This window comes from Curvibacter lanceolatus ATCC 14669 (genome assembly GCF_000381265.1).
GTDB classification, from domain to species: Bacteria; Pseudomonadota; Gammaproteobacteria; order Burkholderiales; family Burkholderiaceae_C; genus Curvibacter; species Curvibacter lanceolatus.
In genome coordinates this window covers 1-14158 of the sequence record NZ_KB906271.1, presented here as the reverse complement: position 1 = coordinate 14158, position 14158 = coordinate 1, and the positions used below count along the sequence as shown (strand labels likewise).

The following is a 14158-nucleotide window of genomic DNA, read 5'->3' as shown; positions in this document are numbered from 1 at the left end:
TGTGACAACTGTGGTTCAACCCTTGATCTTGTGCGGTGGTTCGGGCACGCGCCTGTGGCCTTTGTCGCGCGAGCAATACCCCAAGCAACTGCTCAAACTGGTGGGCAGCAACAGCCTGCTGCAAGACACGGCCTTGCGCCTGGGCCAGTTGGAGCAGGGCGGGGCGCTGGCCTTGGCCGCCCCGGTGCTGGTGGGCAACGACGAATACCGCTTTTTGCTGGGCGAGCAAGTGCGCCAGGTGGGCATTGAGCCCGCAGCCCTGGTGCTGGAGCCCATGGGCCGCAACACCGCCCCGGCCCTGACCCTGGGGGCGCTGGCCGCCACGGCCAATGGCCAAGACCCGGTGCTGGTGGTGATGCCCGCCGACCACGTGATTCAAGACCAGGTGGCCTTCAAGGCCGCCGTGCTGCAGGGCGTGCCCCTGGCCCAGGCCGGCAAACTGGTGACCTTTGGCATTGAGGCCACGGCCCCCGAAACCGGCTATGGCTACATCCGCAAGGGGGCCGCGCTGGCCGAGAGCGCAGGTGCCTACGCCGTGGCCGAGTTTGTAGAAAAGCCCGATGCCCCTACCGCCCAGCAATACCTGGCCAGCGGCCAGTTTTATTGGAATGGCGGCATTTTTGTGATCAAGGCCTCGGTGTGGCTGGCCAAAATGCAAAGCCTGCAGCTCGCCATGCTGCAAGCCTGCCAGCAAGCCTTTGACGCGCGCAAGGCCGATGCCGACTTTATCCGCCCCGACAAGGCCGCCTTTGCGGCCTGCCCATCCGACTCGATTGACTACGCGGTGATGGAGAAACTGGCCAGTGCCCAGCACAACACCGGCGAGGTGGTGGTGGTGCCCCTGGCCGCCAATTGGTCAGACGTAGGCGCCTGGAACGCGGTGTGGGAGATCAGCGCCAAAGACGCCAATGGCAACGCGCTGCAAGGCGACGCCCTGGCCATTGACACCCGCAACACCCTGGTGATGGCGCAATCGCGCCTGGTGGCCTGTGTGGGTTTGGACGACGCGGTGGTGATTGAAACCCCCGACGCCGTGCTGGTGGCCAGCCGCAGCCACATTCAAAAGGTAAAAGACGTTGTTAACCACCTGAAGGCCACCGGCCGCACCGAGGCCGGCAGCAGCCGCAAGGTGCACCGCCCCTGGGGCTGGTACGACAGTGTGGACGCGGGCGACCGCTTTCAGGTCAAGCGCATTGTGGTCAAACCCGGTGCGGCCTTGTCGCTGCAAATGCACCACCACCGTGCCGAGCACTGGATTGTGGTGCAGGGCACGGCCCAGGTCACCCGGGGCGACCAGGTGTTTTTGGTCAGCGAAAACCAAAGCACCTACATCCCCCTGGGCGAAAAGCACCGGCTAGAGAACCCCGGCAAGCTGCCTCTCGAGATGATCGAGGTGCAAAGCGGCACCTACCTGGGTGAGGACGACATTGTGCGGTTTCAAGACGTTTACGGCCGGCAGGCCTAACACCCGTGCCAAGGCTGCATAGGGGCAGCCTTTTTACTTTTGTAGCGTGAATCTGGTTGCTGGCAACCGAGGGAGGGATTTTTTGGCTACGTTCTCAATGAGAAGTTCAGCTTCGATCATGCGCTTTGCCGTGCATGCGGTCGATTGGTTTGCCTTTGCCGGCGCAGGCCTGGTGGCTTATTTGTGACGCTTTGACGGTGAGGCCGTGTTGCCGCTGCCGCAGGTGTATGCCTTGCTGATCATTCAAATGGCCACCTTGATGACCCTGGTGTCGTCTGCTGTTTACCGCAATTGGCGCGGTGGGCAGTTCAAGGCCATGCTGGGCCGCGTGGGCGTTAGCTGGGCCATCACCTGGGCCCTGCTGATGACCTGGCTGGTGCTGACTAAAAGCAGCACTGATTTTTCTCGCATCTGGCTGCTGACCTGGGCCGGCACATCACTCGGCATCTCGTGGTTGGCCCGCCTGGGCGTGTTTTTGATCATGAGCTACATGCGCGGCCGCCAGGTGAACCACATGCGGGTGCTGCTGGTGGGTGGGGGTGGGCCGGTGGCCGCCATACGCCGCCGCGTTAAAACCAGCACCTGGACGGGTTACGACCTGACAGGTGTGGTGTCGATGGACGATATCGATGCCCTGCATTACTCACTGGGCCAGCTAGACCCCGACGAGGTGTGGATTTGCCCGCCCGCCAACGACATGAGCAGCATCCAGCCCGTGTTGAACGAACTGCGCCACAGCACGGCCAATATCCGCCTGGTGCCCGACATGGGCGCCTTTCAGATGGTGAACAACGGCCTGAGTGTGGTGCTGGGCATGCCCATGCTCGACATCTCTAGCTCGCCCATGTCGGGCTTCAACATGATCGTGAAGTGGCTGGAAGACAAGATTGTGGCCAGCCTGATTTTGATCTTGATATCACCCATTTTGGCGGTGATTGCCATCGCCGTGAAAGTAACCTCGCCCGGCCCGGTGATCTTCAAACAAAAGCGCCATGGCTGGAACGGCGAAGAAATTGAGGTTTACAAGTTCAGAAGCATGGTGGTGCACAACGAGCACACAGGCCATGTAACACAAGCCAAAAAGGGCGATTCGCGCATTACCCCTTTAGGGGCCTTTTTAAGGCGTAGCAGCCTCGATGAGCTGCCCCAGTTTGTGAACGTGCTACAAGGCCGCATGAGCATCGTGGGGCCACGTCCCCATGCGGTGGCGCACAACATGCAGTACCGAGAACTGATTCCACGCTACATGTTGCGGCATAAAGTTAAGCCAGGAATCACAGGCTGGGCCCAAGTGAATGGGTTGAGGGGTGAAACAAATACTATTGAAAAGATGGAAGCGCGTATACAAGCTGATCTTTACTATATAGAAAATTGGTCGCTTTGGTTGGATTTAAAAATAATTTTCCTTACTGTATTTAAGGGATTTATTGATGAGAATGCCTATTAATTAAACTGAGAATAAGGTTTGTGATAAAGATTAAAGTAAATCTTGGCGCGGCGGGTCACCCTATATGGCCAATGATTCAATATTTCAACGCGAAGATATTTTTGTTAGTAAAATTCTTCGTTTGTGCTCGATTGCTTGGGCCTGAATCAATTGGAATACTTGGGATCGGCTTGCTTATAGTGAGCATTCTTGAGTCGATTACGGAAACTGGCGTTGTACCGGCAATGATTCAAAGGGAGAAGAACCTTCTAAATGCTGAGTTTCGCGCAGTGATGACATTGCAGATTTTACGCGGTGGCGCAATGTTTTCTTTAATAGTCATTGGGGTTTCGATCTCTAACTATTTTTACTCTATTACCCAGGAGGTAGTGGATGTTGTGTTGCTTTCGGCATTTATTCCATTGTTTCGAGGGTTTTATTGTCTTGGATATATTGATGTTATCCGTGATGGAAACTTTAGAAAGATATCTCTTCTGGATTCGATCTATGCGGTCATCGATTTTTCTCTAACGATCGCATTGATTTATTTTTACCCAAGTCCGATATCATTTATTGCATCGTTGATATTTGTCGAGTTATTTAGAGGTGCTATTTCTTGGATTCTTTTTCGTCGCCCATTCAGGCCGCTATTTAATTTTAAAATGATCGATGATATACGTAGGTATGGAAGGTGGATTTGGGCGACTAGTGTATTTTCCGCTGTTCTTAATCAATTTGATAAAATATTTGTGGGCAATTTATTAGGTGCAAAGAGTTTTGGCTTGTATCAGACGGGATCCAGGATTTCCCAAATGGCAATTTCGGATGTTGCTGTCGCTTATTGCCAATATCTATTTCCCAGTTTTGTCGCTAAACTCAAAAATTCAAATTCTTTAATCAGAGACTTCAGAATTGTTTTATTGAAGATAGCCATACTGTGCGGGATTCTGGTTTTGCTAACTTGGATCCTTATAGAGCATGCGGTTAGAATTATTCTGGGTGGAGAGTGGAGCGCCCTTGTTGAAATTGTCAAAATTCAAGTCGTGGGTATGTGGTTTGGCGCTTTGATATCTGTTTGTGTTGCATATTTAAAGGCTGTTGGGGCACCGCGAATAATAACCATGGCGACAATAGTTCAGTTGATCGCAACTATATTTTTGGTTTTTCTTTTGATCGAAAAGTATGGAATGCTTGGGGTTGCATTTTCAGTTGATACGGCGTTAGCCCTTTCATTTTTGGTGATGTATATTTTTATTGAGAGGAAAATGGCATGAGAGTTCTGCATGTTATTCACACTCCAAGATTTTCTGGGGCCGAGATGTTGGTCTGCTCGTTGACAATTGCTCACAACAAGCAATCCATTGACAGTAGAGTCGTTGCCATCGCCCCACCCGACAAGAATTTTTTATCGACAATAGCTCTTCAAGAGAAATTGGGGATCAATTGGATATTTCCATCGGAGAAAACTCGAAAACTGAGCAGATTAATTTTTTTATATAATGTAATTAAGGAGTATCAACCTAGTGTGATTGTTGCACACAGCTTGATTCCTGCATTGTATGCTCGGTTGCTCTTTATTAGAACGCCTAAGGTCTTTGTGCTTCATGATGCAAATCAAAATGATCATAAAAGCTCCTTGTATTATTTTTTGGAATTAGGGTTGCAGTTTCTGTGTAGAGCAGTTGTTGGGGTCAGTTCTAAAGCAATATCAAACTACACCAAGAGATTTGGTTTTCCCATTGCAAAAATAATTCCAAATGGTGTCGACTTGGAGTTGTTTTCTAAAAGGCCAACTTTAAACCAAGACTTTAGAAAGCGCCATGGCCTAAAAAAAGATGCCCGCTTGATGGTGCAAATTGGTAGGTTTACGAAAATAAAAAGGCAAGATCTTTCCTTGCGCGCGTCAATTGATATTCTAAGAAAAAATCCAGATTTGATGCTGGTTTTTGTCGGTGAGCTAGAGGATATCGAGATCTACGATCGGCTTAACAAGATGATCGTTGAAAATAATATTTCGGATCAGGTGGCAATACTTAAGCCTTTACCACGAGATGAAATCGCAGATCTATTGGGTATTGCATCTCTTTATTTAATGCCTTCGGCTATGGAGGCACACAGTGTTGCGATGATCGAAGCATTGGCATCCGGTATCGGCATTGTGTGCTCTGACATCGATTCATTGCAATTTTCCGCAGCGTACGCGGGAGTTATTCTTGTTGATCCATGCAAGACAGATGAATATACTAAATCAATTGAAACGCTGCTCGATATCACTCATCGATATGAGAGGGATTTATCTAGATTCGATATAGAGAAAACAGCCGAACATTATCTTGAGCTTTTTGGCACTTTGAATCTTCAATGACATCAGCTACCAAATCTAACATGATCGGAATGCAGCACTTTCTTGTGTATGGAATACTGCTGTTTTCTGGTATCTCTAATATATTATTTGAGGTTGGAGGCTTATATATATTTGAGCTCGCATTGGTTTGTGCTGCTATATATTCTGTTTTGTTTCCAAATTCACTTTACTATTTGTTTGTTGAATGCCTGCGTGAAAACTCACATGAGTTATTCATGCTTGCATTGTGCTTGACTTTTTTCATGCTTGTTGGTTGGGCTACGGGCGGAAGTTTGGCGAATGCATATACCGATTTCCGCTCAAATTTCGTTGTGATTTTTGGATATTTCTTTGCATCTTATTGTTTGAGAAATGAACGAGGTTCGTACTTATCCTCTTTGGGGGTCGCTACAGGGGTTTGTTCACTAATTTATTGGGCCTACATGTATAAATATGGCCTGATTGAAACTAAATTCGCCGTGCCAGTTATTTCTTGTGTTATCGCCGCACTCATATACAGAGAGAACTTTAACTATAAGATGGCGGTTGCTTCAATTCTTCTTCTTGTTTTGATGTCGGCTGTTGCATTTTATCGGCAATACTGGTTATATGTCGTAGTTGTTATGGTGTTACTGTTTAAGAATTCATCCAAACTTAAGGTTGGTAGGTTTAATCTATTCCCAGTTCTTTTGCTAAGTATGATTCCTATTTTGCTGATAGGCTATGAATTTTTCTTTAATGTTGTAGCAGGAAGTGAGTCTTTATATATTCAATCATTCGGGAAAACTCAAGATTTATTGAATTATATTGATGGATATTCAGGCTTGTCTGAGAGTGATGCCATTCGGGCTGGGTATTTTGAATATATGGCGCAGTTCTGGTACAAGATATTATTGCCACACGGGCTTGGATATAAGTCTTATTTCGATGCTATTGACCCATGGTTTGGTCAATACTTAATCGAGGCAAATACCATTGACTCTTTGTTTTTTTATATTAATTTTCATTATGGCCTGGTGGTGGGTTTGCCACTAATCCTGTATTTTCTATACTCTTTGATTACGAATCCATCTTATAATATTTTTGAAAAAATATCCTTGCTAGGTATATTTTCGGTGATCATGCTTTTTGACGGTGCTCAGGCCACCGTTATTCCTCGTTCATTTTGGCTGGGCGCCTATGTTGCTTTTATCTCGACGCGTCGTAAAATACGTAATTAGCATAATATTTTCATTGTGCTTATTAAACTGTTTTGCTTGCGAAAGTGCCTTCTATAATCGTGGGGCAGTAGGTCTCATGGTCCACTATCTCCCTGCACGAGATTTTCAAAAAAAAATAGATTCATTTGATACGAATTTATTTTTAAAGGATGTTGAGGATAGCGGTGCGGATTATGTAATTTTTACGCTAGGCCAAAACTCAGGGTATCTGAACTCGCCAAATGCCGCATACGACAATATTGTTTCTGATGGAGTTCGCGCCTACACTCCATCGCGCGACATAGTCAAAGAAATTGCAGATGGACTTCATCGAACCGGGAAAAGTCTCTTTTTATATTTGCCGACGCGTGGACCTCAGGCTAATTATGGTGTGTTAGGCGCATTGGGCGATACAGATGAGCGACAACCAATTAATTTGGAATTTGCTAGAAATTGGGGTGGCGTGATTTCTGAATATGCTCAGAGATTTGGATGTCAGATTGCTGGTTGGTGGTTCGACGGTGCTTACAACCTCAAGAACTTCGAGTCATCTGGTGCGTCCAAATTCTATTTGGATGCGATAAGCCGTGGTAATAATGCTGCGTTGATAGCATTCAATCCAGGTGTAAATTCTCATGCATTTGAGTTGCTTGTTTCTGGTCAGAATATGACTGCTGGTGAGCAAAATAAGCTGGATATAGCTGCATTACCTTTTCAAAGTAATGGGGGGCGTTTGCATGTCGTCTCTTTTATTTCGTCTGGATGGATGCGCTCAGATCCTGTCGCTTATAGCCCGGAGTTTCTTGAGAATTACATGAAAAAAGTGCTTGAGGTTAACGGCTTATTTACCATCGAGGTCGGTATTGATCCCGATACCGGTAAGATATATCCAGGGCATCTTGAATTTTTAAAAAAAGTGCTCCTAAGAAGGTGATTTATTATGTGTGCAATATTGGGTTGGGTTGGTGTCAACTTGAACACATCAAGTTTGAATATTTTTTCAAAGGCGCTTGATTCGATGAAGCACAGGGGCCCTGATGGTGATGGATTTTATTCTGATGGCTCAGTAAATATCGCTCATGCTCGCTTGTCGATCATTGATTTGAGTGATGATGGTAAACAGCCGATGCGGGACGATAGGACGGGTTGTGTATTGGTTTTTAATGGTGAAATATACAATTATATTGAGCTGCGGAATGATTTGATTAAATTAGGGCATCAATTTAAATCACAATCTGACACGGAAGTCTTGTTAAAGGCTTGGGGTGAATGGGGCGAACTATGTCTTGGTAAGTTAAATGGGATGTTTGCATTTTCTATTTATGATCCGAAAGTAAAAAAGATATTTTGCGTCAGAGATCGTTTTGGCGTTAAGCCTCTCTATTATTTTTTAAAAAATCAAGAGTTTGGATTTGCATCGGAGCCTAAAGCGCTCCTTCAGTTAAACAAAGCACTCGAAATTGTGAATGATCAGGTTCTATTCCAATTTCTTGCGCTAGGGCGCTTGCATGCTTCTTCCAATTCATTCTACGAAAATGTTAAGGTTTTACAGCCAGGGCAGCAATTAATATATGATATCGAAAAAAATAGTATCAGTATTAAATCATACTGGACATATCCAACTAATTTATTGGATTTGAATGCAAATGAAGCATATGAGAAATTTGAGGAATTGTTTGATGATGCCGTGAAGATACGCATGCGTAGCGATGTTCCAGTCGGATTATCATTATCTGGTGGCTTGGATTCCTCGGCAATCTTGTGTTCTATCGCAAAATTGTCGAACTTTTCAGATTACTCGAACCACTTATTTACATCAGTATACGGTGAAAGTAGTGGCGACGAATCTGCATGGGCCCGATGTGCATCTGATAGATTTAATCTGGCATTACATGAGGTTACTGCACTAAAGAAAGACTGGATACCATCTCTCTCCCGAATTGTTCAGTGCATGGATGGACCAGGTTATTCGCCTGCTGTCTTTCCATTATGGCAATTACTCAAGTACTCCCGTTCAACAGGTGTAAAGGTTGTTCTTGATGGGCAGGGTGCTGATGAAATATTTGGGGGCTATGCGCAATATAGTGCGGATTTTCTAATAGATCTTATTTTTAAACTGGGTACCACTCCAAAGAACTATTCGCAATTTTTTGAATATTTGCGCGAAGCTTCAGCGACTCATGGGACAAAGAATATTTCATTGTTCATGTTACGAGAGAGTATGCCATTTCTATTGAGTATTTATAGGAAAAAAAATGGTATTTCCGGAATACTGAATAAAGACTTTTTAAGTAAAGTAACACCAAGAGATGTAGATTTTCCAGCCGTTCCCCCAAACTATGATCGGACATCTCGACGGATGTTCTTCGATCATTCCGTTGCAATATTACCCGGGCTTTTACAATACGGTGATGCTGTTGGAATGGGTAATGGAGTTGAGTGCAGGAATCCATTTATGGATTTTCGTTTGGTGAATTTTGCATTCCAATTGGGAACAAATATAAAAATGTTTGGCGGAAAAACTAAATGGTTAATCCGCCAGTATTTGAGAAAAAATGGCCTGCCTCTAATTGCTGAGAGAAGAGATAAAAAAGGTTATCCAACCCCTATATATGAATGGATGCTAGAGAATGATGCTGAAATTTTGCGGGACTACTTGCTAAGTTCGAATAGCAAGATGCAAGATTATTGCAGCGCGATTGGCATTGTAAAGTTAATAAATAATCACAAGCGCGGTAACTTTTCTGCTGGAAATGCGCTCTATCGTTTGATTTCGACGGAGTTCTGGCTGAGATCGATAGGGAGTGATTTTCAGGGGGGTATATGAAGAAGGTTTTGATTATTGAGCCCGTACTGACGGGTCATCATTATAACTATTTGCTGAATATTGCAAAAGGATTGAATGGTGGTGATATAAAGCTAACTATTTTGACGCGGTCTGGAATAGTTGTTGATGGCTTTCGCAATGAATTAGGGTCGGATATTGATATTAATGTTGTTGAGTATTCGAGATTTGATCGTCTTTCTAGTTCGGTTGAATCTTATTGGCGCATATTGTTGAGATATTTTGAGTTCTATTATTTTTATCGTGCTGCTTTTCTGTGTTATGTAAAAGAGGGTTTTGATTTGGTGTTTTTGCCGTATGGGGATACGATTTTGTATTTTGCGGCATTGTTTGGAAGTCCATTTGCTCGTACGCCCTGGGCCGTCATAACCATGAGAAGTTCATTTCATTGGAGTATGAGTAGGGGGAATTTCAAGTCAAAATTCACCAATTTTCTAAAGTTGGCTCTTTTTAAAAGATTTTTAAAATGCAAAACGTTGACTAACGTTTATTCGATTGATCCTTTATTAATTGAATTTTCTCAAAGGAACATTAATTCGGATTTTCATCGTAAGTTGCGATATTTGGCCGATCCTGTTGAGGATATAAAACTGCTGTCGCGTGAAAAGTCTAGACTTGATTTGAATGAAAGTGTTACTGATTCGGATTTCCTGATACTTGTATATGGCGCACTGGCTATGAGGAAAGGGATCGCGAAGTTGCTTAATTTTCTCGTTAATCCACTTTGCGATAAAAACATAAAATTGGTGTTGGTTGGTGTGCCAGATACTGAATTTTTGCAATTTACAGAAAATTCAGAATATGTGGCTCTAAGAAAATCAGGTCGTATTTTGGAGTTTTTTGGGCGTGCATCAATTGATTTTCAAGATATAGTATTTTCTGCATCTGATGCGTCTTGGGTCGGATATGAGGGGCATTTAGGAATGAGTGGTGTACTTCTTTTAGCAGAAAAGTATGGGGTACCTAGCCTTGTATCGCCAGACGGATTGATGGGGTGGTTTAATTCTCAGTATGGTTTTGGTGCATCTGTTGATCACTTACTAAATGAGGATTTTTGTTCTGTATTCTCAATCAAAGAATTGTTGAATGCGCAGAGATTTCAAAATAGGTCTGAAAGACGAAATCTAATCGAGAGTCATAGTTGGAGTAAGTTTGTGAATGTTGTCAAGGCTGATATATCAAAGGTTTAGCATGATTAAAGTAATTTATCTCACTGCGCTTGGTGATTATAGGCTTGGCGTTGTTCAGCAACTTTTGCAATCTGATTCCAATATTAAGATATACGCTGGTGAAGAGGCTTTTGATCCGAGCATAAAAGTTCTTCGAAGTGAAACTAATTTATTTTATCCTTTAAAGAATAAATATCTCTGGAAGCGCCGATTTTTACTTCAGATTGGTTCGGCGTTGGATGCTATTAGGGCTGATGTTCTTATTTTGGATTTAAATCCAAGAGTTATCAATGTTTGGTTCTTTTTGCTGATTAGAAAAATATTGGCTAAGCGGACCATATTATGGGGGCACGCTTGGTCAAGGATCGGCGGTTCGGGAGTTCTCCTGCGTAAATTAATATCTAGGCTGGCCAGTGGATTGATTGTATATACTGAGACTCAGCGGCAAGAGGCTCTTGAGGCCAATCTAAATAGGCTTATATGGGCTGCGCCCAATTCTTTGTATCGGGAAAAAGATATTTTGATGCAATCAAATTCTGGCTTTCCCCGGAATAACTTTATTTACGTTGGGCGTTTGGTTGAGGATAAGAAACCAGAGTTGATGATTCGTGCATTTTCTAAATTCAAGGAGAATGTAACGAGTAGTTGCTCCTTGTCGGTGGTCGGGGCTGGTCCCCAAATGCCGTATCTAAAGAATTTAGTGCGCGAACTCAATCTGAGTGCGGATGTCAATTTTTTCGGTCACATTTCAGGAATGGATGAATTGCGTGTGCACTATGAAAGGGCTATAGCTTCAATTTCACCAGGATATGTTGGGTTATCAATTACTCAGAGCTTGGCTTTTGGTGTTCCTATGATTATCGCTCGTGAGGAAAATCACGCTCCAGAAATTGAGGCTGCCCGTGAAAATTTTAATTCAATGTTTTTTAAGTCTGATTCAATTGAAGATCTTTCGCGTGTAATTGAGGAGTTTTATCGGGATAGGCTTCGATGGAATGATTCTAATAGATTAATTCGAGAGGATTGTTCTGTTCGCTATTCTGTTGAAGCGATGGCTCAAGGTATTTTGGAGGCGCTTCATTGATATGAGAACTCTTTTTGTCTTGTCTAATATGACATTCCCTCCGAGGGAGGGTGCGCATGCGCAAACACTTAATTTGATTAAGGTTCTTCAGGGAAAGGGTGTTGAAATAAGCCTGATTTTGTTCCTTAAGAATCGCTCGTCATTTGATTTGGATGGATTTAACGGAAGCTATCATGGTGTGAATGTAATCTCTGTTTTTTTGGATGCTAGATCTTATTCATACCGGTTTTTGGTTTTTTCTTTCTTAAGGCTTTTTCGCCTTCATCGATTGATTTACTTTAAGTTCTTTAAGGTAATTGATCGCGTGTCGAATGACGTTGATTTAATCCACGCCGAAGGCGTACCATTGGTGCCGCTTTTATGCGGGTCCGTTAAAAAGCCGTTAGTGATGAGCGTTGTTGATGCATGGTCACTTCGGCAAAATAGACTGGCCAAGTTTTCTTTCGGTATATCGAAGATTCAAAGGCGATTCTCTGCAACTATGAGTAGATATGCTGAGAAATTTTATTTGCCGAAGGCGAACGTAGTGCATTTGGTTTCCCCGGATGATAGTTCTTATTTGAGAGGTGTATCCTCTCGTATTAATCTGATCGACATTCCTGTTATGCGGGAAATTCCCAATTTTAAAAGGGATGCATTGCCCAGAGAGGGGAAATCTATTTTGATTTTGGGGGATATATCGCTTCCATTTATACGTGATGGTATTTTGGAATTTTTTGCTAATTTGTCTGATGATCAAAGTGCCTTTTTGGGGGGGATTAGATTCTATGTTTTAGGTCGGGTTGAGCCTGATTCGGAACTCGTTTCTTCAATTCCGAGTTATTTGAATTTTACATTTTTGAGATGGGTGCCTAATATAGATGAGGAAATAATTAAACATTCTGCTATTTTGTTGTTGGATAAGTCTGGGACTGGACTTAAGAATAGAGTGATTGATGCGATGATTTGCAAAATTCCCCTGATAGCTTCTGTTGCTGCAGTGGAAGGGATTGGGGTAGTGAATAATATTCATTGTTGCATTTTTAATGACTACGGATCAATTGTTGATGCCATGAAGAGGGTCGTTAGTGATTGTTCCTTCTCTGAAAATCTGAGAATTTCTGCTTACAATCTATTTTTGTCGAATTATTCGTCGAATGTCGTTGGAGATCGTTGGGTAAAGCTGTATTTGAATTTGAAGGGGTGATTATTGCGATAATGATTGCTTATGAATTCTCTGCTTTGTAAGGCTATTGAGATGGTTGGCGGTATTCTTGTTGCACATTGAGGTCGTGTATCGTGTCGTTCGAGAGTAAGCGCCGCATGAAAAGAGCCCCCTGATGGAAGACAACATCAAGCGGTTGACGGCCAAGAGAAAGGCGGCCCAGGTCCTAGACGTGATTCATGGCAATGACCACGGTCGCCGAGGTCAGCTGCGCCTTCGAGCTCATCCATTCTTAGGTTGCGCATTTGCTCGATGAAGGCAAGTGCGGCATGGATAACGCACTGTGCAGCATACCCCTATAGATCAAAGAGCAATATGAACGTAAGCAGCAGGCCAAGTCCGCTATCGAGAGCCTTAGCTATGGCGTATTCATGTCCACGCCAACCCATCGCGGACACAAGTCTGTATCGACCCAGTGATTTCCTGCTCAGGTGTTATCGTTGAAAGGAAACACAGATGAGCACCCTGATGGAAGACGACATCAAGCGTTGGACGGCCAAGAGAAAGACGGCTTTGGTCCTAGACATCATTCAAGGCAAGACCACGGTCTCTGAGGCCAGCCGGGCCTACGACCTCAACCCTTCTGAGGTTGAACAGTGGGTCGATGAAGGCAAGCGCGGCATGGAGAACGCGCTGCGCAGCAAGCCTCTGGAAATCAAAGAGCAGTACGAACGGCAACTCAGTGATTTGCAGCAAGCCTACGGCGAAGCAATGTTGGAGCTGCGCGCTCGAAAAAGCTGGCCTCCCTGCTGGGCAACGAGGACGAGAAATGATCCTCAGCCTTCAGCAGGGATTGGCTGAAGACGGGATTGTGGTCAGCCTCGTGAAGCTTTGCCAGTGGTTCCAGATCCCACGGCGCACGGTGTATTACCGCAGCACCAAATCGGCCCCAAAGGTCCAGGAACACTTGGTTCAGCCCATCAAGGCCATGATCGAAGAGAACCCGTCCTTTGGATATCGGACGGTGGCACATCTGCTTGGCTTCAACAAGAACACCGTGCAGCGCATCTTCCAGATCAGGGGCTGGCAGGTACGCAAGCGCCCGGTGGGCTTCAGGCCCAGAATCCAGGCCTTGCCGTCGGTGGCCAAGGCCCCAGATCAACGCTGGGCGACCGATCTGTGCCGGGTGTGGACGGGGCGCGATGGGTGGGCCTCTTTGGCCCTGGTGATCGACTGCTACAGCCGTGAATTGCTGGGTTGGCACCTGAGCCGCAGCGGCCGATCAAAGACGGCCGAATCGGCCCTAGAGCAAGCCCTGATCGCGCGTTATGGATGCCTGGGCAAGGTGAAGCACCCGTTCTTGCTGAGGTCGGACAACGGCCTGGTTTTTACCAGCCGCAGCTACACGGCCCTGGTCAAAAGCTACGGCCTGCAGCAGGAGTTCATCACGCCTTACAGCCCTGAGCAGAATGGCATGGTTGA

The 14158-nt window shown here is 45.1% G+C and carries 11 protein-coding genes and 1 pseudogene; all 12 read left to right on the top strand.

Features of this window, described 5'->3' with window-relative positions; translation table 11 throughout:
* Window position 1: 1 nt before the first annotated feature.
* Window positions 2–1465 carry a mannose-1-phosphate guanylyltransferase/mannose-6-phosphate isomerase gene (locus F624_RS0124385; protein WP_169426691.1) on the top strand — a complete coding sequence of 488 codons (1464 nt, stop codon included), beginning with the start codon at window positions 2–4 and terminating at the stop codon, window positions 1463–1465.
* 205 nt (window positions 1466–1670) lie between these two features.
* Window positions 1671–2912: an undecaprenyl-phosphate glucose phosphotransferase gene (locus F624_RS0124375; RefSeq protein WP_157443623.1), complete on the top strand. Its 1242-nt coding sequence runs from the start codon at window positions 1671–1673 to the stop codon at window positions 2910–2912.
* 20 nt (window positions 2913–2932) lie between these two features.
* Window positions 2933–4165 carry an oligosaccharide flippase family protein gene (locus F624_RS34350; RefSeq protein WP_157443622.1) on the top strand — a complete coding sequence of 411 codons (1233 nt, stop codon included), beginning with the start codon at window positions 2933–2935 and terminating at the stop codon, window positions 4163–4165.
* The gene (locus tag F624_RS34345; RefSeq protein WP_084679640.1) at window positions 4162–5256 is read left to right on the top strand and encodes a glycosyltransferase family 4 protein; all 1095 of its coding nucleotides are present in this window, start codon (window positions 4162–4164) and stop codon (window positions 5254–5256) included. Before F624_RS34350 ends, F624_RS34345 begins: the two co-directional genes overlap by 4 nt.
* Window positions 5253–6455, top strand: coding sequence for a hypothetical protein (locus tag F624_RS35075; RefSeq protein WP_157443621.1), 1203 nt, complete (start codon window positions 5253–5255; stop codon window positions 6453–6455). Before F624_RS34345 ends, F624_RS35075 begins: the two co-directional genes overlap by 4 nt.
* Window positions 6456–6531: 76 nt before the next feature.
* Complete coding sequence (locus tag F624_RS35070; RefSeq protein WP_157443620.1) at window positions 6532–7368, top strand: alpha-L-fucosidase; 837 nt, start codon at window positions 6532–6534, stop codon at window positions 7366–7368.
* 6 nt (window positions 7369–7374) lie between these two features.
* Window positions 7375–9261: an asparagine synthase (glutamine-hydrolyzing) gene (asnB, locus tag F624_RS34340; RefSeq protein WP_043426643.1), complete on the top strand. Its 1887-nt coding sequence runs from the start codon at window positions 7375–7377 to the stop codon at window positions 9259–9261.
* Window positions 9258–10469, top strand: a complete 1212-nt coding sequence (locus F624_RS35065; RefSeq protein WP_157443619.1) for a glycosyltransferase family protein — start codon at window positions 9258–9260, stop codon at window positions 10467–10469. Before asnB ends, F624_RS35065 begins: the two co-directional genes overlap by 4 nt.
* Window position 10470: 1 nt before the next feature.
* The gene (locus tag F624_RS34335) at window positions 10471–11532 is read left to right on the top strand and encodes a glycosyltransferase (RefSeq protein WP_043426642.1); all 1062 of its coding nucleotides are present in this window, start codon (window positions 10471–10473) and stop codon (window positions 11530–11532) included.
* Between the two features lies 1 nt (window position 11533).
* Window positions 11534–12718 (top strand): glycosyltransferase family protein, encoded by a 1185-nt coding sequence (locus F624_RS35060; RefSeq protein ID WP_157443618.1) that lies wholly within the window; start codon window positions 11534–11536, stop codon window positions 12716–12718.
* 474 nt (window positions 12719–13192) lie between these two features.
* Window positions 13193–13509: pseudogene (locus F624_RS32810) on the top strand (transposase).
* A partial coding sequence (locus F624_RS0124360) for a DDE-type integrase/transposase/recombinase (protein WP_043426656.1) occupies window positions 13506–14158 on the top strand: 653 nt, incomplete at its 3' end. The pseudogene F624_RS32810 and the gene F624_RS0124360, both read left to right, overlap by 4 nt.